The sequence below is a fragment of the Phycicoccus sp. HDW14 genome (assembly GCF_011383005.1).
Taxonomy (GTDB): Bacteria; Actinomycetota; Actinomycetes; order Actinomycetales; family Dermatophilaceae; genus Phycicoccus.
The window spans coordinates 1,895,609-1,917,197 of sequence record NZ_CP049935.1 but is presented as its reverse complement, the minus strand read 5'-3'; the positions used below and the strand labels follow the sequence as shown (position 1 = coordinate 1,917,197).

Genomic DNA, 21,589 nt, shown 5'->3' with positions numbered 1-21,589 from the left:
TCGTACCGGACGGCCGGCTCACCCCGCTCGCCCTCGTGGTCAGCGGCACCTTCGTCGCCACCGACCCGGACGACGGGTTCTGGCAGGCCGAGCCGCGGATGACCGGGCTCGCCGCGATCCTCACCGGCCAGGGGGGTGTCGTCACCGAGGGTGCCGTCGTCGCGGCCGCCGAGTCCTACGGCGCCGTGTCGGACGGGCTCTGGCGGGACCCCGTCGGGTCGGCGTCCTCACCGGTGCTGTCGGCCTCCTGGCGCTATCCGCTCGTCACCTCGCGGCTCACCGCCGCCGACGTGCCCCTCCTGCGCCGGGCCCTCGTCCGGCTCGACACCGACTCCCGGCTCGGGCAGGCCACCGCGCAGCCCGTCGAGGTGAGCACCGGCCTCGCGGGCGTGCTCGACGACTACGAGGCCTCGGTGGCCAGTGTCCGGGTCATGACCTCGTTCGCCACCGCGGGGCTCACCGCGCTCGCCGCCCTCGTGCTGGCGCTGACCGCCGTCGTCGCCGTGGCCCGGCGGCGCGGCGACGTGCGGCTCGTCCGGGCGCGGGGCGGCTCGCTGCGCCAGCTCGTGGGCAGGTGGTCGGTGGCACGGCGCTGCCCGCGGTGCCAATCGTCGTGCTCGCCGTCGTCCCCGTGCTGCTGCTCGTCACCGGCACGCAGGGTGCCGGCACCTGGGTCGAGGTCGCCCTCGTCGCACTGGTCCCCGCCCTGGCCGCCACCGCCGCCGTGCTCCTGCGCGTCCGCTCGCTCGAGCACGACGACTCGGGCGAGGACGCCGTGCGGCGCGCGCGGGTGGTCCGGGTGGCGCGCCGGGTCGTCGCCGAGCTGGCCGTCGTCGCCGTCGCGGCTGCCGCCGTCGCCACGGTGCGGTCCCGGGGCGGCGAGATCGCCGGCGGCCGCACCGACTGGTACGCGGCGCTCACGCCGGTCCTCGTGGCCGCGGCCGCCGCGCTGCTCGTCCTCCGGCTCCTCCCCGTGCCGGTCCGCGCCGCGGCCCGGGTGGCCGCCCGCCGGCGCGGGCTCGTCGGCTTCCTCGGCCTGGCCCGCGCCGCGCGCACCGGGGCCACGGCCGCGCTGCCGGTGCTCGCGGTGGTCGTCGGGGCCGCGGTCCTCGCTCTCCTCGCCGCCCTGACGAGCACCATCGGCGAGCAGCGCGAGGTCTCCGCCTGGCGCACGGTCGGTGCGGAGGTGCGGGTCGACGCCGTGCGCGTCGACGCCGACGACGCCGCGGCCCTCGCCGCGCGCCCCGGCGTGCGGTCGGTGGTGCGCGCGTACGTGGCCACCGGCGCCACCCTCGTCAGCGGGCGGCGGGCCACGCCCGTGCTGCTGCTCGGCGTGGACCCCGCGGAGTACGGGCGCCTGCTCGCCGACACCCCGCTGCACCTGGGGGCCCCGCCCGCCGCGACCGGGTCGGGGCTGACCCTGCTCGCCGGCCCGGGCATCGCCACCGACGGCGACCTCGAGCTCGCCGTGCGGGGGTCCCGCGTGCCGGTGGGGCGCCTGGTCGTCGACCCCGGGCTGGCGCGGCTGGCCGCCGGGCAGTCCCTCCCGGCCGTCCTGGTGCCCCTCGACGACCTCGGCGAGCTCGTGCCCTCGGCCCAGCCGAACACCGCCTTCCTCGCGGCCGACGCCTCCGCCGCCGAGGCCCTCCGGACGCTGCGCGAGCCCGGCACCGCCACCCCGAGCGGACGGGTCACCGGCGTCGACACCGTCGCCGCGGCCGAGCAGCGGGTCGCCGGGCGTGCCCTGCCCCGGCTCATCGCCCGCACCTACCTCGTGGGGGCGCTGCTCGCCGGAGTCCTGACCCTCCTGGCCGTCGTGCTCCTGCTCGCCGCCACCCGGCCCGAGCGCGCCGCCCTCGTCATCCGGCTGCGGACGATGGGTCTGCCGCACGGCGGTGAGCGGGGCCTGGCCTGGACCGAGGTCCTGCCCGTCGTCGCGCTCGCCGGTCTCGCGGGGGCGGTCGTGGGCGCCGCGGCACCCTCGCTCGTCGAGGCCGCGGTCGACCTGGCCCCGTTCACCGGCGGCGCACCCCACCCGGCCCTGCCCGTCGTGCCCCTCGCGGCCGCCGGCGCCGGGGTCCTCGTCATCGTCCTCGGGGCCCTGGCCCTCCTCCTCGACGCCGCGGCTGCCCGCCGCGGCCGCCTCGCCGACCACCTGCGCAAGGGAGACACGGCATGACCACGTCACCGGCCACCACCACGAGGACCCGCCGCCGCGGGGATGCAGGGGTCCCCGACGGCCCGGACATCCTCTGCGACAACCTCGTCCGCATCTACCGCGCCGAGGGGCTCGAGGTCGTGGCGCTCCAGGGGCTCGACCTCGAGGTGCAGCGCGGCGAGCTCGTGGCCCTCGTCGGCGCGTCCGGCTCGGGCAAGTCGACCCTGCTCGGCATCCTCTCCGGCCTCGACACCCCGAGCGCCGGCCTGGCCCGTGTCTCGGGCCACGACCTCGGCTCGATGGCCGGGCGTGAGCGGCTCGAGTACCGCCGACGGACGGTCGGCTTCCTCTTCCAGCAGGCGGCGGCCAACCTGCTGCCCTACCTCACCGCCGCCGAGAACGTCGAGCTGCCGATGCTCCTCGCCGGCGTCCGGGCGGGGGAGCGGGCCACCCGGGCCCGGCAGACCCTCGAGGTGCTCGGCATCCCCGACTGCGCGGACCGGCGGCCGGGGCAGCTCTCCGGCGGGCAGCAGCAGCGGGTGGCCCTCGGGGTCGCCGTCGCCAACCGGCCACGGGTGCTGCTGGCCGACGAGCCGACCGGCGAGCTCGACACCCGCAGCAGCGACGAGGTGTTCGAGGCGATCCGGTTGGCCAACACCGAGTTCGGCACGACCGTGCTCGTCGTGACGCACGACCCGCTCGTCAGCGAGCAGGTGGCGCGCACCGTCGGCATCCGCGACGGCCGGACCTCCACCGAGGTGCTGCGGCGCGACGAGGTCGGGGCCGACGGCGCCGTCGGACGGGTGGCGGAGGAGTACGCCGTCCTCGACCGCGCCGGCCGCCTGCAGCTGCCGAAGGCCTTCACGGCCTCGCTCGAGATGCGTGACCGGGTGCGCCTCGGCCTCGAGCCCGACCACATCGCGGTCTGGCCCACCGGGCAGCCGGACGGTGCCGGGGAGCGCGGCGCGGACGGCAGCGGGGAGGAGCGGCGATGAGCGGCGATTTCCTCCGGGTGGCCGAGGTGCACCGGACCTTCGGCTCCGGCCCCACGGCCGTGCACGCCCTGCGCGGGGTCTCCCTCGAGGTGGCCCGGGGGAGCTGGTCGCCCTGCGCGGACGCTCGGGGTCGGGCAAGACCAGCCTGCTCAACGTCATCGGCGGCCTCGACCGGCCGGACGGCGGCACGGTGCACCTCGGCGAGCGCGAGGTCACCTCGATGTCCGACGCCGACCTGCTCGCCCTGCGCCGGGGCCCGGTGTCGTACGTCTTCCAGTCCTTCGGCCTCGTCCCCATCCTCACCGCTCGTGAAAACGTCGGGGTCCCGTTGCGGCTCAGGGCCGTCGACGGCGAGGAGCGCGAACGCCGGGTCACCGAGGCGCTCGAGCACGTCGGGCTCGGCGGGCACGGCGAGCACCGGCCGGACGAGCTCTCGGGCGGTCAGCAGCAGCGGGTCGGGCTGGCCCGGGCGCTCGTGGCGGAGCCGGGGCTGCTGCTCGCCGACGAGCCCACGGGGCAGCTCGACTCCGAGACGGGGCGCGAGATCATGGGGCTCATCGCCCGGCTCGCGAAGGAGCGCGCGATGACCACCCTCGTCACCACCCACGACCCGGCCCTGCTGTCGGTCGCCGACCGGGTGCTCGAGATCGCCGACGGCCACCTCGTCGACCCCGCCTGACCCGACATATTGCCCACAACCCACCGCGCGAGGGCTTCCCGGGGCTCCTCGAGGTGGGTGATGGGCAATCAGTCGGGGACGCGCACCATCCCCTCCTGGGCGACGGTGGCCACGAGCGTGCCGTCGGCGGCGAACATCCGGCCGAGGCCCAGGCCCCGCCCACCCTGCGCCGACGGCGACTCCTGGGCGTAGAGCACCCACTCGTCGGCCCGTGCCGGCCGGTGGAACCACATCGCGTGGTCGAGGCTGGCCATCTTGAGTCCTCTTGTGCTCCAGGGCAGTCCGTGACGCCGCAGGACCGGCTCGAGGAGGCTGTAGTCGGAGGCGTAGGCGAGCACCGCGTCGTGCACGAGCGGCTCGTCGGGCAGCCGGCCGACCGCGCGCATCCACACGTGCTGGCTCGCGACCTCCTCGGCCGGCGGCGCGGCGAAGAGGTTGCCCTCGACGTGGCGCAGCTCGATGGCCCTCCGCGACAGGTGCTGCGCGCGCGGGTCGTCGACGCCGGCGAACAGCTCGGCGAGCGAGGGGACGGTGTCGGGGCCCGGGACCTGCGGGGCGGGGTCCTGGTGGTCGAGGCCGCGGTCGGGGACCTGGAACGACGCGCTCATCGACAGGATCGGCTTCCCGTGCTGGATCGCGTGCACCCGGCGGGTCGAGAACGAGCGGCCGTCGCGCATCCGCTCGACGCTGAAGGTGATCGGCTGGGTGTCGTCGCCGGGGCGCATGAAGTAGGCGTGGATGGAGTGCAGCCGCCGCGGCTCGTCGCCGACCCCGACCACCGTGCGGCCCGACGCGACGACGCCCTGGGCGAGCACCTGCCCGCCGAACACCCGTCCGTGGGGCTGCTTCTGGCTGCGCCCGCGGAAGAGGGTGATGTCCTCGGCGAGGGTCTCGGGGATGACGAGGCCGCTCGGCACGGCCGGGTCGCGCGGCTGGACGCTGACCTCCGCCGAGCCGAGCTCCTCGAGGTCGAGGGTCTCGAGGAGGTCGGTCAGGGGGTCCGGGTGCTCGCTGGTCACGCGCGCCACGATAGCCAGCCCGGCGCCGGCCCCGAACCTGACGCGGTGGGCTAGGCGACGAGGGGGCGCCCGGGGCGGGCGACCCGGGCCGGACCCGGCGCGGCGCGACCCGAGCGGACCCGCTCGGCGGCGCGGGCCAGCCGGCGCACCGCCTCGGTCATCGTCGCCGGTGGGAGCGGGTGGGGCAGGCGCAGCCAGCGGTCGAGGCCGCCCTCGACCGCGAAGCGCGGACCGGCGGCGACGAGCAGCCCCTCGTCCTCGGCCGCGGCCGTGAGCGCGGTGGAGGAGAGGCCGACGGGCAGCTCGCACCACAGGGACAGCCCGCCGCGCGGGACCCGGAAGCGGACGTCGGGCAGCTCGGCGGCCAGCGCCTCGGCGAGCGCGGTGCGCGAGGCGACGAGGTCGGTGCGCCGCTCGGCGGTGAGGCCGGGTGAGCGCTGCATCAGCTCGGCGAGGACGAGCTGCTCGAGCACGGGCGCCCCGAGGTCGCCGGACACGCGGGCCTCGACGAGCGAGCGCAGCGCGCCGCGCGGCGCCCGGACCCAGCCGGTGCGCAGCCCGCCCCAGTGCGACTTCGAGGAGCTCCCGATGCTCACCGCCTCCGGGGCGTGGGCGGCGAACGGCAGCACGGCCGCCCCGCCGTCGAGGTCGACCTCGACGATCGACTCGTCGACGACCGGGGTCGTTCCGGTGGTCCGCAGCCGGTGCGCGAGCCGGGCCCGCTGCTCGTCGGGCATCAGGGCACCGGTGGGGTTGTGGAAGTCGGGGATGAGCACGGCCGCTCGCCCGGCCGCCGCCGTGAGGGTGCGCTCGGCCTCCTCGACGTCCCAGCCGTCGGGGTCGACCACGAGCGGCCGCAGCCGTGCCCCCGCGGCCCGGAGCGCGTCGACGGTGTTCGGGTACGAGGGGTCCTCGACGACGACCCGGTCGCCGGGCCGCAGCAGGGCCCGGACGACGACGCCGAGCCCGGCGACCGCCCCCGAGGTGACGAGCACGTCGTCGGCCGAGGTCGGCAGCCCGCGGTCGCGGTAGCGCTGGGCGATCGCCTCGCGCAGGTCGGGGACGCCGTGGGTGAGGTAGCCGGCGCCGCACAGGTACGCGGGGAGCCGCGCGACGGCCCGCTCGTAGGCCTCGACGACGCCGGCCGGGGCACGGGTGGCGGCGCAGGTGAGGTCGATGACCCCGTCGGCGACGTCGGCGGGGAACAGTCCGCCGGTGCCGCGCCGCAGGGTGCCGGCCGGCAGGGTGGCCACCGACCCCGAGCCGCGCCGCGACGTGAGGTAGCCCGTCTCGCGCAGGACGTCGTAGGCGCGGGTGACGGTCGTGCGGCTGACGCCGAGCGGCCCGGTGAGGTCGCGCTCGCTCGGCAGCCGCGTCCCCGCGGGGATGCGGCCGTCGGCGACCGCGAGGCGCAGCGCGTCGGCGAGGGCACGGTAGGTCGGCCGGCTCGTGGCGAGGTCACCGACGAGCCGGGCGGTGCGGGCGGCGCTGACGGTGGGTGCGGAGGCGTTCACGTGGCCACTGTGGCACGATTGGCCCTCGATTCAAGTGCCAATTCACCGGACGATGGACCCCATGACACCGCTCCAGCTCGCCCGCCGCGGGGTGCGTCGCCGCGTCGACCTCGTGCCGATGACCCCCATCCAGCAGCTGCGCGCCGGCCACCTCGCGCACCGGGTCGTCCAGCTGCTCGTCGGGCTGGTGCTGTTCGGCGTGACGATGGCCCTGATGCTGCGGGCGACCCTCGGCCTCGAGCCCTGGGGCGTCCTGACCTACGGCCTGACCCTGCACATCCCGATGTCGTACGGGCAGATGGTCATCGCGAGCAGCTTCGTCGTGCTCCTGCTCTGGATCCCGCTGCGCCAGTGGCCGGGCCTGGGCACCGTGCTCAACGCGGTCGTCATCGGGCTGGCCACCGACGCCATGCTCTCGGTCGTCCCGCCGATCGAGTCCCTGGGCTGGCGCGTCGGGGCGATGCTCGTCGGCGTCGTCGGGAACGGGATGGCCGGGGCCCTGTACATCGGCAGCCAGCTCGGGCCGGGGCCGCGCGACGGCCTGATGACCGGGCTCGCCCGGCGCACCGGCCGCTCGATCCGGTTGGTGCGCACCTCCCTCGAGGTCACCGTCGTGGCCCTCGGCTGGTCGCTCGGTGGGGTGGTCGGGGTCGGGACGGTGCTCTACGCCCTGCTCATCGGACCGGTCGTCCAGTTCTTCCTGCCCCTGCTCACCGTGCGGGTCGAGGTGCCGCCGGTCGCTCAGCCCGTCGCGGCCGCCGGCTCGGAGCGCCACGACCACACGGCCGCCACCCAGGCCCCCGCGAGCAGCACGAGCGAGGCGCCGAGCGCCCAGCGCAGCGCGGAGCCCGGGTCGTCGGTCCGCGACACCGCGACCTGGTAGGCCGTCATGAGGACCGCGGCGCCGATGGCCGACCCGATCCGCTGACCGGTCTGCAGCGCCCCGCCGGCCGCCCCGCCCATCCGCGGTGGCACCTCGGCGAGCGAGAGCGTGACGTTCGGTGAGACGACCGCGCCGCCGCCCAGCCCCGCGACGAGCAGCGGCACGGCGAGGACCAGCCAGCCCACCGGCGCCTTCCCGGGGGCGAGGACGGCCAGCGCGACGAGGCCGGACATCATCACGCTCAGCGCGACCACGGTGAGCGGGCGACCCACCCGGCTGACGACGCGGCCGGCGAGCGGGGCCGCGACCGCCGAGCCGACCGCGAACGGGGTGAGGAGCAGGCCGGCGTGCAGGGGCGTGTACCCGAGGCCGTCCTGGAGGTAGACGCTCAGCACGAGGAAGACCCCGGTGAACCCCGTGAAGTAGAGGCTGCCGACGACGATGCCGCTGGCGTACCCGGGGTGGTGCGCAGCAGGGCGAGGTCGAGCAGGGGCGCACGGCCGTCGTCGACGACGCGGCGCTCGTGGCGCACGAAGGCCAGGCCCAGCGGGACGACGAGGAGCAGCAGGAACAGGGGCCAGCGCTGGCCGGTCTCCAGGCTGACGACGGGATAGAGGAGGGCGAGCACCCCCGCGCCGAGGAGCAGGGCACCGCGTCCGTCGAGCCGGGTGTCGACCGGGGTGTCGTCGTCGACCCGGCCCGGGACGAGCCGGGCGATCGCGACGAGGAGCACGGCACCGATGGGGACGTTGACGAGGAAGATCCAGCGCCAGCCGCTCTCCTCGCCGAAGGCCGCGATGAGCAGGCCGCCGAGCACCGGCCCGATGGCCGAGGACACCGACACGGTGAACCCGAACAGCCCGAAGGCGATGCCGCGCTCCGGGCCCCGGAACAGCGACTGGGTGAGGCCGGTGCTCTGCGGCGTGAGCAGCCCGGCGGCCAGCCCCTGGACCAGCCGCGCCGCGACGAGGACGCCGACGTGCGGCGCCAACCCCGCTGCGGCGGAGGAGAGCACGAAGCCGGTGAGCCCGATGAGCATCATCCGTCGGCGGCCGTGGGCGTCGCCGAGCCGGCCACCGCTGACGAGCATCAGTCCGAGGGCGAGCGCGTACCCGGAGACGACCCACTGGATGGTGCCCGCGCTCGTGTCCAGCCCGGTGCGCATCGAGGGGATGGCGACGTTCACGATCGTCACGTCGAGCAGCACCATGAAGCCGACGGTCAGGGTGACCCCGAGGATGCGCCAGCGGCGGGGGTCGGGGGTGTCCTCGCGCGTGGCGTCGGCGCGCTCGTCGGTCTCCTGGCTCACCCGGCCACGCTAGGTGCTGGCGGGACCGGGCGGGGTCGGAGGGTCGGCGTGGCCCGGCGCTGTTCAGGGTGGGCCGGGGCCCGCCCCACCGCGCCCCGGTCAGCCGTCGACGGCGAGGGCGAAGGGCAGCACACCGGGTGCGCCGGCCAGCCGCAGGGCCCGGCCGGCGATGGTGAGGGTCCAGCGCGAGGAGACGACGTCGTCGACGAGGAGCACCGGGCCGGGGCACCCCTCGAGCGCGGCGGCCAGCTCGGGGCCGACGACCAGCCGCTCCCAGACGCCGGCGAGCCGGTAGGCGCTGTTGCCGCCCATCTCACCGGTGGGCCCGTCGTGGGCGAGGTCGAGGGTGCCGAGGAACCGCAGCCGCCCGATCTCGGCGAGCCCGGAGGCCAGCGACCCGACGAGCTGGGGGTGGCTGCGCGACGGCATCGCGACGACACCGACGGGCCGCTCGGCCCAGCCCCACTCCGCGAGCACCGGCACGCAGGCGCGGACCAGCTCGGGGGAGGCGAGGGCGTCCTCGCGCAGCACCTCGCGCAGGCGCTGCCCCCAGCCGAGGTCGGACAGCCGGGCCAGCGCACGGCCGCGCAGCAGGCCCTCCTCGGGCGGGATCTTCCCCTTGACCGGCACCCCGAGGCGGTCCATCCCCGTGGGCCACTGGACCCGGGGGTCGAGGTCGACCCCGACCCGGGTGAGCCGCTCGCGCGCGGCACCGACGACGGTGTCGGGGACCTCGGTGGAGTACCAGGGCCCGGCGCACCCGTCGCAGCGGCCGCACGGGACGGCGGTGTCGTCGTCGAGGGTCTCCTGGAGGAAGGCCATCCGGCAGGCGTCGGTCTGCTCGTAGTCGACCATCAGCTGCTGCTCGGCCCGACGGGCGGCCGCGACCCGCTCGTACCGCTCGGCGTCGTAGTCCCACGGGACGCCGGTGGAGGTCCAGCCGCCCGAGACGCGCTGCACGGCGCCGTCGACGTCGAGCACCTTGAGGAGCAGCTCGAGGCGGGTGCGGCGGACGTCGACGATGGTCTCGAGGGCGGCGGTGGACAGCGGCCGGCCCGACTCGGCGAGCGCGCGCAGGACGGCGGCGGCCTGGTCCTCGCGGGGCATCGAGACGCTCGCGAAGTACTGCCAGATGTCCTTGTCCTCGGGGCCCGGCAGCAGGAGGACGTCGGCGCGCTCGGTGGCGCGACCGGCACGCCCGACCTGCTGGTAGTACGCGACCGGGCTGTTCGGCGCGCCGAGGTGGACGACGAAGCCGAGGTCGGGCTTGTCGAAGCCCATGCCGAGCGCTGAGGTGGCCACGAGCGCCTTGACCTGGTTGTGCCGCAACGCCTCCTCGAGCCGCTCGCGGTCGGCGGGGTCGGTGCGCCCCGTGTAGGACGCGACCTCGTGGCCGGCCTCGCGCAGGGACGCGGCGACGTCCTCGGCGGCCGAGACGGTGAGGGCGTAGACGATGCCCGAGCCGGGCAGCTCGGCGAGGTGGGCGAGCAGCCAGCCGAGCCGCTGCTCGGGGGACATCGAGCGCAGCACCCCGAGCCGGAGCGAGTCGCGGGCCAGCCCGCCGCGGACGGTGAGGACGGGCCGGCCCCCGACGGCCAGCTGCTCCTCGACGTCGTGGACGACCCGGGCGTTGGCCGTCGCGGTGGTGGCGAGCACCGGGACGTCGTCGGGCAGGGTGGCCAGGAGGTCGCGGATGCGGCGGTAGTCGGGGCGGAAGTCGTGCCCCAGTCGCTGACGCAGTGCGCCTCGTCGACGACGAGCAGGCCGCAGCGCCGGGCGAGGTCGGGGAGCTGCTCGTCGCGGAAGCGCGGGTTGTTGAGCCGCTCGGGGCTGACGAGCAGCACGTCGACGGCGTCGTCGGCGAGGGCGGCGCGCACCTCGTCCCAGTCCTGGGCGTTGGCGGAGTTCATCGTCACCGCGCGGATGCCGGCCCGGCCGGCCGCCGCGATCTGGTCGCGCATCAGGGCCAGCAACGGGCTGATGATGACCGTCGGCCCGGCGCCCTCGGCCCGTCGCAGGGCGGTGCCGACGAAGTAGACCGCCGACTTGCCCCAGCCGGTGCGCTGGACGACGAGGACGCGGGCGCGGTCGGCGACGAGGGCCGAGACCGCCTCGAGCTGCCCGTCGCGGAAGTCGGCGTCGTCGCGCCCGACGAGCCGGCGCAGCGCCTCGCGGGCGCGTGCGGTGAGCTCGGGCGTGGGGGGAGCGGGGGCGGGCGCCGTCGTCGGTGTCGTCATGGTCGCTCCACCGTAGGCGCTGCGCCCGACACCCCTGCCCCGTCGTCCACAGCCTCGGCGGGACCCCCGCGGTTCGAGGTGGAACCGGGCCCCGAGAGGGTGCGCCATCACCTCGAACCGCGTGGCCCTCCCACCGTTCGAGGTGGAGGCGGACCCCGAGAGGGTGCGCCATCACCTCGAACCGGATGGCCGAGAGGCCGCGGCCTCAGCGCCAGCCGAGGTCGTCGACGCCACCGGGCACGTCGGCGGACGGGTCGTACGGCGTGCGCGTGAACCGGAACGAGGCGAGGTCGAGGTGCGAGACCGACCCGTCGGCCCGGCGCACCACGCGCAGCGGCTCGCCCGTGTTGTAGCCGTCGAGCCCGACCCACGCGTCGACCCCGACCCGCGCGAACCGCGACCCGCGCCCCGTCCCGGGCTCGCCGAGGACGAGGTGCTCGCCGGCCACCGTCGCCGTCGTCACCGACGACCCCCAGTGCCAGGTGCCGACGAGCTCGAGCAGCCCGGCGTCGCCCGAGGCGCTCCACGGCTCGACCGCCGGCGGCTCCTCGTCACGCAGCACCTCGAGCAGCCGGTCGGGGAGCCCGCGCATCACCGTCGTGGACGTCGTGTTGGTCAGCGTCACGACACCGTCGCCGCCGTCGAGCCGCACCCGCAGCCCGGCGAGGAACCCCGGCATCGACCCGCCGTGCCCCGCGTACCGCACGCCGTCGACGTTCCACACCTGCCAGCCGAGGCCGTGCGCGCCGGTCCACGGCTGCTTCGGCTCGTCGACGACGTGGTGCGGCTCGCACATCTCGGCGAGGGTATCGGTGGACAGCAGCCCCGCCGTGTCGCCGCCGAGGAAGGCCGCCCAGCGCGCCAGGTCCGGCACGGTGGTCCACAGCTGGCCGGCCGGCGCCATCGCCCCGCCGTCGTGCTCGGGCTCGGGCAGCAGCACGTCGGCGAACGGGTGCACGGCCAGCCCCTGCGCCGCCCGGCCGGTCGGGCGCGTCGTCGTGCGCGTCATCCCGAGGGGCTCGAGCAGCTCGCGGTGGACCACCTCCGCCCAGCCCGTGCCGTGCTGCACCTCGAGCAGCCGGCCGAGCGCCGCGTAGCCGACGTTGGAGTAGTGGAACCGCCGGCCGGCCCGGAACCGCTGCCCGACCGGCGCCTCGCCCCGGTGCCGGCCAGCGCCTCCCAGTCGCCACCCGGCGTGCGCTCCCACCACGGACCGCCGGTCTCGGCCTGCACGCCGCCCGCGTGCGAGAGCAGCTGCTCGACGGTGACCGCCCCGAGCGACGAGCCCGGCACGTGCTGCTCGAGCCGGTCGCCGAGGTCGAGCCGCCCGGCGTCGCGCAGCCGCAGGACGCAGACGCCGACGAAGGTCTTGGTGATCGAGCCCATCCGGTACTGCGTGTCGTCGTCGGCCGCCTCCCCCGCGGCCCGGCCGTCGAGCGTCCCGACCGCCCCGGACCAGACGAGCGCGCCGTCGCGCACCAGCCCGGCGGCCACCGACGGCAGCCGCCCGTCGCGCTGGGCCTCGGCGAGGACGTGGTCGAGCAGGGTGCGGGTGCGGGCGGTGATCGTCACCGGGTCACCCTAGGACCGCCCGCTGCGCATCGGCTGCGCCGGCTGCGAGGATGGCCCCATGGCCGCCACCTACGTCGTCGACGTCCCGCTGCGCTGGTCCGACATGGACGCCTACGGGCACGTCAACAACGTCCAGTACCTGCGCCTCCTCGAGGACGCGCGCGTCATCGGCTTCCGCGAGTGGTTCCCCGACCGGCCGGCCCTGGTCGACGAGGGCATCGTCGTGACGCGCCACGTCATCGAGTACCGCGCCCCGCTCACGTACCGGCCCGAGCCCGTCGAGGTCGCCATGTGGGTCACCCGGGTGCACGGCGCCGGGTTCGACCTCGGCTACGTCGTGCGCGACCCCGCGTCGGTGGGGGAGGGCACGTACGCCGTCGCCGAGACCGGCCTGGCCCTCTACGACTTCGCGACGGCTCGGCCGCGCCGGCTCGAGGCGGGGGCCCGCGAGGCCCTGGCCGTGCACGTCGGCGACCCCGTCACCTTCCGCCGGGCCGGCCGGTGAGCGACCTGCTCCGGCTAGTCGACGCCGCCGCGCTCGGCGACCTCGGCCGCTATGCCGCCCGGGCCCGCGCGCTCGACGAGCAGGGCGCGATGCGCCTCCAGGCCGCGGGCGAGGTGCTCGCCGCCTGGGTCGGCGTGCTGCCGGGCAGCGGCATCCTCGCCGAGGGAACGGTGCTCGGGCTGCGGACCTTCGCCCTCGCCGAGCCCGCGACGTGCGACGTCGTCGTGCCCCTCGGTGCCGTCACGGACCGCACCGCGCGGCACGGCGGCACGGGCGACCTCCCGCTGCCGCCCACCCGCGCCATCGCGACGTGGTCGGCGGTCACGCCGCCACGCTCGGGCTGGGAGCCGGCCGGCGAGGTGGCGGCCGACGAACTCGCCGAGACCGCGCGCTCCGGGCTCGTCGAGGTCGGTGCGGCCGTGCGCGAGCGCGGTGCGGCGGCCGGCTTCGTGCGCGACCGCGTCTGGTCGCGCGAGGCGGTCGCCGGTGTGCGGGCCGGGGGTGCCTTCGCCGCCTTCTCGCTCGGGTTCCTCGCCCCGGGCAGCACCGTGCGCGTGCTGCGCTCCAACCGCTGGACCCGCCTCAGCGCGGCCGGCGGTCACGTCCTGATGCGCTGACCCGCCGGGACGACGACGGCGGCCACGAGGGCCAGCCCGAGGAAGATCGCCCCGAAGAGGGCGTTGTCCTGCCCCGGGTCGTGGGCGGCCGCGAAGGCCGCGGTGGCCCCGGCGATGCCGAGGACGCTGCCGAGCACGTCGGCGAGCTGGATGGACGAGGACGCCTCGCCGTGCTCCTCGACCGGGCTCAGCTCGAGGGCGAGGATGGTCGTCGTCGTGACGCCACCGCCCATGGCCAGGCCGGCGAGCAGCAGCGCGAGCACGCTGAGCCAGGCGGGCAGGTTGGCCCACGCGACGACCGAGAGCCAGATGAGGCCGAAGGTGAGCACGAGCCCGCCGATCTCGACGAGCCGGTGGCGCGGCAGGTGCATCGCGTCGTGGCCCTGGTACCAGGCGCCGACCGCCCACCCGACCGCACCCACGGCCAGGGCGAGGCCGGCCACCTGGAGGCTGGCACCGCGCTGCCCGGCGAGGAAGAGCGGCACGTACGTGATGCCGCCGTAGAAGGCTGCGCACAACAGGGCCCGCGCGAGGACGACGCTCGGCAGACCGGCCCCCATGACCCACGTCGCGCGCGGCAGGAGCACCGGCGCGACCGCCGCGACGCCGAGCAGCCCGAGGACGCCGACGACGGTCTTGACCGACCACGTGAAGACCAGCTCGTGCGTGCCGTACTGCAGCGCGCCGGCGGCGACGGCCACACCGACCCCGGCCCACGCGGCGCGCACGTGCGCGCTGTGGTCGCGACCGGAGACGGCGGCGTCCAGCCCGCTCGTGTCGACCCGGGTGCGGGCGTGCGCCAGCGCGAAGATCGTGACGACGACGGGGGCGACGACCCCCAGAACACCCACCGCCACGAGAGGTTCTCGGTGAGCCAGGCCGACAGCGGCGGGCCGGCGAGCGACGGCACGACCCACGCGGCGGAGATGTACGTGAAGAGCCGCGGCCGCATCGCCTCGGGGTACACGCGCCCCGCGATGACGTAGAGCATGACGACGAGCAGCCCCCGCCGAGACCGGTGAGGGCGCGCCCGACGAGGAAGACGTCGAGGCGGGTCGCGAAGCCGCACGTCGCGGCGCCGACCGCGAGGAGGGCCTGCCCGACGAACGCCCCCGGAAGCGGCCCGGACCGGTCGGACCACACGCCGGCGAGGACGATGCCGAGCAGCTGCGCGGTGAGCATCACGGAGAACGCGAAGCCGTAGGACCGGACGGCGTCCAGCTCGCGGGCCACGGTGGGCATCGCGGTGGAGACGGCCATCGACTCGAACGCGACGATCGTGACGAGCGCCAGGGCCGCGAGGGTCACCTGGGTATAGGGCCGACTCAGCGGCCCCCGGCCGTCTCCGTCGCGTCCGTCCGCATCGTCGCCACCCTAGCCCCCCGACCCGGCGACCAGCGGGTGCCCCCTCTCGGCCAGCACGTCGCGCAGCACGTCGATGCGGTCGGCGACGATCCCGTCGACGCCGAGGTCGAGCAGCCGGTGGAACTCCTCGGCGTCCTCGCGGGACCAGTCGTGGAACCACACGTGCACCTGCTTGCCGAGCGCGTGGGCCCGGCGCACGAGCCCGGGCGTCACGAGGGTGACCGTGCGGCCCCCGAGCCGGTGCTGAGCCGGGATCTGCAGCACCGGGGCCGGCGTGTGCAGGAGCCGCGAGACGAGCGCGGGGAGAAGCGCAGCAGCCCGGTGCCGACCTGCCCGGCGGCGGTCGCGACCCCCGGGCCGAGGGCGCGGCGTGCCGCCCGGACACGTCGCGGCGAGAACGACCCGATGCAGACCCGCTCGGTCGCGCCGTGCGCACGGATGACCTCGAGCGTCGGTGCCAGCGCGTCGTCGGCCTTGACGTCGATGTTGATCCGGCTGTGCGGGAAGGCCTCGAGGAGCTCGGTGAGCAGGGGCACGGGCTCGACCCCGCCGACCCGGGCCTCGCGCACCTGCGCCCACGGCAGCCGGGTGATGGCCCCGGTGCCGTCGGTCGTGCGGTCGAGGGAGGTGTCGTGGAAGGCGACGACCTGCCCGTCGCTCGTCGCGTGGACGTCGGTCTCGAGGTACCGGTACCCCAGGGCGACCGCCCGTCCGAACGCGGCGAGGGTGTTCTCGAAGCCGACGTTCTCGGGCAGCTTCGCCCCGCCGCGGTGCGCCAGGGCGAGCGGCCTCGGCGTCGAGAGGTAGGCGAACGCGTCCGCGCGCACGTCAGGCCCCGGCGACCCGGAGCCAGACCGTCGTGTCACCCGGCAGAGCGGCACCCTCGAGCGGGCCGGATGCGACGAGCACCTCGCCCTCGGGGAGCGCGACCGGCTCGGCGCCCGTGTTCGTCACGACCAGCACCTGCTGCGCACCGTCGTCCGCCGCGTTGCGGTAGGCCACGACCTCACCGCCGGTCAGCGCGTCCCAGGCCAGCGACCCGCGGCCGAGGCCGAGCTCGCGACGCAGGTGCAGCAGGGTGCGGTACAGCTCGAGGGTCGAGCCCTCGACGCCCTCCTGCCGGTCGACGGCGAGCGCCGCGTAGGCCTCGGGCTGCGGCAGCCACGGGTGGTCGCCGGGGCCGAAGCCGAGGCTCGGCCCGTCGCTGGTCCACGGCATCGGCACCCGGCAGCCGTCGCGCCCCACGACCTCGCCCTTGGTGTGGTGGTGGGTGGGGTCCTGGCGGGCGTCGTGCGGCATCGTCGTGTGCTCGGGCAGGCCGAGCTCCTCACCCTGGTAGACGTAGGCGCCGCCGGGCAGCGCGAGCATGAGGGCCGTGGCCGCCCGGGCCCGGCGCAGGCCGAGCCCGGCGTCGGGCTGGGGGTCGTCGGCGGCGATGCCGTTGGGTCGCGGGAGCGACTGGTCGAGGCCGAGCCGGGAGGCGTGGCGGACGACGTCGTGGTTGCTGAGCACCCACGTCGTCGGGGCGCCGACGGCGTCGTTGCTGCGCAGCGAGGACTCGATGACCGCCGCGAGCTCGCCTGCGTGCCAAGGGGTCTCGAGGAACTCGAAGTTGAAGGCCTGGTGCATCTCGTCGGCGCGGACGTAGCGGGCGAGGCGCTCCTCGGGCGTGACCCACGCCTCGGCGCAGAGGATGCGGTCGGGCTCGCCGTAGGAGTCGAGGACCTTCCGCCACGACCGGTACACCTCGTGGACGCCGTCCTGGTCCCACATCGGGGCCCGGCCCGCGGCGTTGTGGTCGAGCACTGAGGTGTCGCTGCCCGGCTCGGGCCCGGCCTCGGTGACGACCTCGTCGTACAGCCCGACGGCGCCGTGCCAGTCGGGCAGGCCCTCCTCCTTGACGAGGCCGTGGGCGACGTCGACCCGGAAGCCGTCGACGCCCCGGTCGCACCAGAACCGCAGGACGTCCTCGAGCTCCTCCCGCACCTCGGGGTTGTCCCAGTTCAGGTCCGGCTGGGTGACGTCGAAGATGTGCAGGTACCACTGGCCGGGCGTGCCGTCGGCCTCGGTGACGCGGGTCCAGCCCCGGCCACCGAAGACGGACGGCCAGTTGTTCGGCGGCTCGTCGCCGTTCGGGCCGCGCCCGTCACGGAAGACGTAGCGGTCGCGCTCGGGGCTGCCCGGGGCGCGGCGAGGGCGGCGCGGAACCACTCGTGCTCGCTGCTCGTGTGGTTCGGCACGAGGTCGACGAGCACCTTGAGCCCGAGCTCGTGGGCGCGGGCGAGCATCGCGTCGGCATGGGCGAGGGACCCGAAGAGGGGGTCGATGTCGCGGTAGTCGGCGACGTCGTAGCCGGCGTCGTTCATCGGCGAGACGTAGAACGGGCTGAGCCACACCGCGTCGACCCCGAGGTCGCGCAGGTACGGCAGCCGGGCCGTGATGCCCGGGAGGTCACCGATGCCGTCGCCGTCGGCGTCCGCCCACGAGCGGGGGTAGACCTGGTAGATCACCGCGTCGTGCCACCACGGGGCGTCGGGTGAGTCACCGGCGTGGACGGTCGCGCCGGGTGCGGTCAGGGGCAGGGAGCTGTCCTGGGTCACCCGCCCCATGCTTCCGCATCGCGTGTCCCCGGCGAAACCGAACCGCGGGCCCGTTCAGGGGGTGAGCGGCGGGTGCCCGTGGCCGTCGTCGGTGTTGACCAGCATGTGCGCGGCACGCAGGAAGTAGTCGCGCATCTGCTCGGCCTGCGGCTCGGGGATGGCGGCCCGCTCGACGGCGTCGAGCATGTGCCGCATCCACCGGTCGCGCATGTCGAGCGTCACCGGGAACGGCGCGTGCCGCATCCGCAGGCGGGGGTGGCCCCGCTCCTCGCTGTAGGTGTTCGGGCCCCGAAGTACTGCGTGAGGAACATCCGCAGCCGGCGCTCGGCCGGGGCGAGGTCCTCCTCGGGGTAGAGGGCCCGCAGGGCGTCGTCGGCGGCGACGCCCTCGTAGAAGGCGGCGACCAGCCGCTCGAACGTCGGTGCGCCACCGACCTCCTCGTACAGGCTCATGGGCGGGCTCCCGGTGCGAAGGGCGGCAGCGGCGGTCCCTGGATGCCGTGCGCGTCGAAGGCGGCCTTGATGCGGGCACGCAGCTCGCGCTGCACGCCGAAGTTCTCGCCGGCCACGCACTTGGCGAGCACGCGCACGGTCACCGTCTGGCCGGTGATCGAGTCGACGCCGAGGACGGTGGGCGCCTCGATGAGCTTCTCCTCCCACGCGGGGTCGGCACCGAAGGCCTCGGCCACGTCGCGCACGACGCCGAGGACCCGCTCGATGTCCTCGAGGTAGGAGACGGGCATGTCGACCCAGGCCGCGGAGTAGCCCTGCGACCGGTTGCCGATCCGGATCACCTCGCCGTTGCGGACGTACCAGACGATGCCGTCGGCGTCGCGCAGCCGGGTGACCCGCAGCGTGACCTCCTCGACGGTGCCGATGGCCTCGCCGGTGTCGATGACGTCGCCGACCCCGTACTGGTCCTCGAGCATCATGAAGATGCCGGAGAGGAAGTCCTTGACGAGGCTCTGCGCGCCGAAGCCGAGGGCCACGCCGCCGACGCCGGCCGAGGCGAGCAGCGGCCCGAGCGGCAGCCCGACGAGGGCCATCACGGTGAGCACCGTGACCGTGCCGACCACGAACGTCGAGATGCTCCGCAGCAGCGAGCCCATCGTCTCGACCCGCTGCCGGTGCCGCTCGTTCGCGAGGCCGGTGGCGGTGGCCAGCACGCGGCCCGCCCCACCGCTGTCGGCGATGCGGGCCGCCGTCCGCGAGGTCATCGTCGCGACGACCCGGCCGATGACCCGGTGCAGCGCCCAGCGCGCGACGAGACCCATCAGCAGGGTGACGAGGACGCGGATGCCGTCGCCGAGCAGCCAGGTCTGGACCTTGTCCCAGTAGTTCGCGACGACCTGCGCGTCGAGGGTGGAGACGTCGAGGGTCGAGAGGGCGGTCACCGCATCACTCACGGGCATCGCGCTCCTGGGCGGCGAGCGCGCGCGCCACCGGGTCGCGGTTCTCGGCGACGAGACGGCGCAGCGCGGCGGGACGGTCGGGGTTGGCGTCGAGCCAGGCCTGCGTGGCCTCCAGGAGACCGGCGTCGACGACGGGGAAGGGGTAGAAGCCGAGGACGATCCCCTCCACGAGGGCGTGCGAGCCCTTCTCCTCCACGGTGTCGAGCATCGTGAAGTAGCGCTCGACGAAGGGGCGCAGCAGCTCGGGAGGCGTTGCGCCACGGGCGAACCCGAGCCCGATGGCGTCGACGACGGCGTTCGGCTTGCCGGTCTCCTCGACCGCCTCGCGCCACGCTCGCTCCTTGGCCTCGGCGGTCGGGACGGAGGCCAGCGCCTTCGCGGCCCGCTCGCGACCGGTGGCGGTGTCCTCGCGGGCCCGCTCGGCGTCGATGTCGGCCTCGGTGGCGGCGCCGGCCGCGGCGAGGGCCGTGAGCAGGGTCCAGCGCATCTCGAAGTCGACGTCGAGACCCTCGAGCACCTCGGTGCCGTCGAGCAGGCCGCGCAGCGTCGTGGGGTCGTCACCGGCCGTGGTCAGGCCGGCCGCCGCCGTGACGAGCTGGAGCTGGGCGTCGCTGCCCGGCTCCGCGTCGCGGGCGATCTCCCAGAGCCGGTCGCGGGTGGCCTCGCGCGTCGACTCGCGGTGTGCCGGAGCCGTGTACGACAGCACAGCCGAGCGCAGCTGGAGGATGAGCGTGCGCAGCAGCGTCGAGTCGGACTCGCCGGGCAGGCTGGCGAGGACGAGGTCGACGAACGAGCGCGCGCCCATCTCGGCGTCGCGGGTCATGTCCCAGGCCGACGCGAGCACGAGGGCGCGGGGGAGCGAGGAGGTGAAGCCGCGCGGGTGGGCCAGCGCCGTGGCCAGCGACCGCTCGTCGAGGCGGATCTTCGCGTAGGCGAGGTCGTCGTCGTTGACGAGCAGCAGGTCGGGCTGCGGGCGACCGACGAGGGCGGGGACCTCGGTGCGGGCGCCGTCGACGTCGACCTCGAGCAGGTCCGTGCGCTCGAGGGCACCGTCGCGGACCTCGTACAGCCCGACCCCCAGCCGGTGCGGACGCAGCGTCGCGTACCCCTCGGCGTGGGTCTGCTCGATGACGGCGGACGTGATGCGGCCGTACTCGTCGACCTCCACGGCCGGACGCAGCGTGTTGACACCGGCGGTCTCGAGCCAGGCGCGCGACCACGAGCGCAGGTCGCGGCCCGAGGTGGCCTCGAGCTCGACGAGCAGGTCCTCTAGGGTCGTGTTGCCCCACGAGTGCTTGCGGAAGTAGGTGCGCAGGCCGTCACGGAAGGCGTCGCGGCCGACGTAGGCGACGAGCTGCTTGAGCACCGAGGCGCCCTTGGCGTAGGTGATGCCGTCGAAGTTGACCTCGACGTCGCGCAGGTCGCTGATGTCGGCGACGATCGGGTGGGTCGTCGAGAGCTGGTCCTGGCGGTAGGCCCAGTCCTTCTCGTAGGTGCCGAAGGTGGTCCACGCGTCGGTCCACTCGGTGGCCTCGGCCTGGCAGGTCGTGGAGGCCCACTCGGCGAAGGACTCGTTGAGCCACAGGTCGTTCCACCAGCGCATCGTCACGAGGTCGCCGAACCACATGTGGGCGAGCTCGTGGAGCACGGTCAGGGCGCGACGCTCGACGAGGGCCTCGGTGACCTTGGAGCGGAAGACGTAGATCTCGGCGATGGTCACGGCGCCGGCGTTCTCCATGGCGCCCGCGTTGTACTCGGGCGTGAAGAGCTGGTCGTACTTCGCGAACGGGTACGCGCAGTCGAACTCCTCCTCGAAGAACGCGAAGCCCTTCTTGGTCAGCGCGAAGAGGTTGTCGGCGTCGAGGTACGGGGTGAGCGACTTCCGGCAGAAGATGCCGAGCGGCACCTCACCACCGCGGGTGGCGACGGAGTCGCGCACGACGTCGTAGGGGCCGGCGACGAGCGCGGTGATGTAGCTCGAGAGGCGCGGCGTGCGCTCGAAGGCCCAGGTCGCGGTGCCCTCGGCGGCCGGCGTCGGCTCGGGCGTGGGGGAGTTGGAGACGACCTGCCAGTGCGCGGGCGCGGTGACCGTGAACGCGAAGGCGGCCTTGAGGTCGGGCTGCTCGAACACGGGGTACATCCGGCGGCTGTCCGGCACCTCGAACTGCGTGTAGAGGTAGACCTCGTCGTCGACCGGGTCGACGAAGCGGTGCAGCCCCTCACCGGTGTTCGTGAAACGGCCGGTGGCCTCCACGACGACCTCGTTGTCGGCGGCCAGCCCGGTCAGCCGGATGCGGCTGTCGGAGAAGTGCTCCGCCGGGTCGAGGTCGGTGCCGTTGACGGTGATCCGCTCGACCGAGGCCCCGACGAAGTCGAGGAAGGTCTCGGCACCGGGGGTGGTGCAGGCGAAGCGGAGGGTGCTGGTCGTCGCGAACGTCTCCGGACCCGTCGTGACGTCGAGGACGACGTCGATGGTGTCGACGGTGACGAGGGCGGCGCGCGCGGCGGCCTCGTCGCGCGTGAGGTTCGTGCCGGGCACAGGGTCTCCTTGCGGTGGTGAGGCGGCGCGGGGTCGCGCGCGAGCACCAATCCTGTCACGCCCCCGGGGCCGGCCGAGCAGGCCGGGGGAGGGCCGTCGGGGGTCGGTGCGCGGTGGCAGGATGACTCCGTGACCACCACGACGAGCGCCGCCGGGCGCGCCTCCGCAGAGTTCTGGTTCGACCCG

15 protein-coding genes and 6 pseudogenes are annotated in these 21,589 nt (G+C 75.3%); 6 read left to right on the top strand and 15 right to left on the bottom strand.

Features of this window, described 5'->3' with window-relative positions:
* Positions 1–601 precede the first annotated feature (601 nt).
* Genes G7075_RS09465 through G7075_RS09455 form a run of 3 tightly spaced genes read left to right on the top strand, consistent with a single transcriptional unit; the run spans position 602 to position 3,832 of the window.
* Positions 602–2,179 (top strand): hypothetical protein, encoded by a 1,578-nt coding sequence (locus tag G7075_RS09465; protein WP_166121319.1) that lies wholly within the window; start codon positions 602–604, stop codon positions 2,177–2,179.
* Positions 2,176–3,153 (top strand): ABC transporter ATP-binding protein, encoded by a 978-nt coding sequence (locus G7075_RS09460; RefSeq protein ID WP_166121317.1) that lies wholly within the window; start codon positions 2,176–2,178, stop codon positions 3,151–3,153. Before G7075_RS09465 ends, G7075_RS09460 begins: the two co-directional genes overlap by 4 nt.
* Positions 3,041–3,832 carry an ABC transporter ATP-binding protein gene (locus G7075_RS09455; RefSeq protein WP_371814224.1) on the top strand — a complete coding sequence of 264 codons (792 nt, stop codon included), beginning with the start codon at positions 3,041–3,043 and terminating at the stop codon, positions 3,830–3,832. The genes G7075_RS09460 and G7075_RS09455 overlap by 113 nt, the downstream gene beginning before the upstream one ends.
* A gap of 68 nt (positions 3,833–3,900) precedes the next feature.
* Here the strand turns inward: G7075_RS09455 and G7075_RS09450 are convergent, their stop codons facing one another.
* Together G7075_RS09450 and G7075_RS09445 are read right to left on the bottom strand one after the other, a co-directional pair.
* Complete coding sequence (locus G7075_RS09450) at positions 3,901–4,851, bottom strand: acyl-CoA thioesterase II (protein WP_240918001.1); 951 nt, start codon at positions 4,849–4,851, stop codon at positions 3,901–3,903.
* A 50-nt stretch (positions 4,852–4,901) separates the two neighbouring features.
* A complete protein-coding gene (locus G7075_RS09445) occupies positions 4,902–6,365 on the bottom strand; it encodes a PLP-dependent aminotransferase family protein (RefSeq protein ID WP_166121315.1) in 1,464 nt (487 codons plus the stop codon).
* A gap of 61 nt (positions 6,366–6,426) precedes the next feature.
* On the opposite strand from G7075_RS09445, the gene G7075_RS21105 reads away from it, so the two are divergent.
* Positions 6,427–7,248: a hypothetical protein gene (locus G7075_RS21105; protein ID WP_240918000.1), complete on the top strand. Its 822-nt coding sequence runs from the start codon at positions 6,427–6,429 to the stop codon at positions 7,246–7,248.
* Positions 7,249–7,325: 77 nt separating this feature from the next.
* Here G7075_RS21105 and G7075_RS21985 read toward each other — a convergent pair.
* The 5 genes and pseudogenes from G7075_RS21985 to G7075_RS21980 all read right to left on the bottom strand — a co-directional run.
* Positions 7,326–7,706: pseudogene (locus G7075_RS21985) on the bottom strand (MFS transporter); the annotation flags it as partial.
* Entirely contained in the window at positions 7,637–8,413 is a 777-nt protein-coding gene (locus tag G7075_RS20270; protein ID WP_256378069.1) for an MFS transporter, read from the bottom strand. The pseudogene G7075_RS21985 and the gene G7075_RS20270, both read right to left, overlap by 70 nt.
* A gap of 243 nt (positions 8,414–8,656) precedes the next feature.
* Positions 8,657–10,794: pseudogene (locus G7075_RS09430) on the bottom strand (ATP-dependent DNA helicase RecQ).
* A 205-nt stretch (positions 10,795–10,999) separates the two neighbouring features.
* On the bottom strand, positions 11,000–12,001 hold the full coding sequence (locus G7075_RS09425; RefSeq protein WP_256378063.1) for a serine hydrolase: 1,002 nt from the start codon (positions 11,999–12,001) through the stop codon (positions 11,000–11,002).
* A 50-nt stretch (positions 12,002–12,051) separates the two neighbouring features.
* Positions 12,052–12,273 (bottom strand): annotated as a pseudogene (locus G7075_RS21980) (serine hydrolase); the annotation flags it as partial.
* 151 nt (positions 12,274–12,424) lie between these two features.
* Between G7075_RS21980 and G7075_RS09420 the strand changes: the two are divergent.
* Both G7075_RS09420 and G7075_RS09415 read left to right on the top strand, forming a co-directional pair.
* A complete protein-coding gene (locus tag G7075_RS09420; protein ID WP_166121312.1) occupies positions 12,425–12,871 on the top strand; it encodes a thioesterase family protein in 447 nt (148 codons plus the stop codon).
* A complete protein-coding gene (locus G7075_RS09415) occupies positions 12,868–13,488 on the top strand; it encodes a hypothetical protein (RefSeq protein WP_166121309.1) in 621 nt (206 codons plus the stop codon). The genes G7075_RS09420 and G7075_RS09415 overlap by 4 nt, the downstream gene beginning before the upstream one ends.
* On the opposite strand, the gene G7075_RS09410 is transcribed toward G7075_RS09415, so the two are convergent.
* From G7075_RS09410 to pepN, 8 genes and pseudogenes are all read right to left on the bottom strand, one after another.
* Entirely contained in the window at positions 13,470–14,339 is an 870-nt protein-coding gene (locus G7075_RS09410) for an MFS transporter (protein ID WP_166121306.1), read from the bottom strand. The two genes, G7075_RS09415 and G7075_RS09410, sit on opposite strands and share 19 nt — an antisense overlap.
* 154 nt (positions 14,340–14,493) lie before the next feature.
* Positions 14,494–14,730, bottom strand: a pseudogene (locus G7075_RS22710) (MFS transporter); the annotation flags it as partial.
* A 132-nt stretch (positions 14,731–14,862) separates the two neighbouring features.
* Positions 14,863–15,066 (bottom strand): glycerophosphodiester phosphodiesterase family protein, encoded by a 204-nt coding sequence (locus G7075_RS22705; RefSeq protein WP_371814223.1) that lies wholly within the window; start codon positions 15,064–15,066, stop codon positions 14,863–14,865.
* Complete coding sequence (locus G7075_RS09400; protein WP_371814221.1) at positions 15,063–15,680, bottom strand: glycerophosphodiester phosphodiesterase family protein; 618 nt, start codon at positions 15,678–15,680, stop codon at positions 15,063–15,065. Before G7075_RS09400 ends, G7075_RS22705 begins: the two co-directional genes overlap by 4 nt.
* Before the next feature lies 1 nt (position 15,681).
* Positions 15,682–17,462 (bottom strand): annotated as a pseudogene (locus G7075_RS09395) (glycoside hydrolase family 13 protein).
* Between the two features lie 45 nt (positions 17,463–17,507).
* A pseudogene (locus G7075_RS09390) lies at positions 17,508–17,905 on the bottom strand (globin).
* Positions 17,902–18,864, bottom strand: coding sequence for a mechanosensitive ion channel family protein (locus G7075_RS09385; protein WP_166121303.1), 963 nt, complete (start codon positions 18,862–18,864; stop codon positions 17,902–17,904). The pseudogene G7075_RS09390 and the gene G7075_RS09385 overlap by 4 nt, the downstream one beginning before the upstream one ends.
* A complete protein-coding gene (pepN, locus tag G7075_RS09380; protein ID WP_166121300.1) occupies positions 18,851–21,403 on the bottom strand; it encodes an aminopeptidase N in 2,553 nt (850 codons plus the stop codon). The genes G7075_RS09385 and pepN overlap by 14 nt, the downstream gene beginning before the upstream one ends.
* Positions 21,404–21,589: the final 186 nt, after the last annotated feature.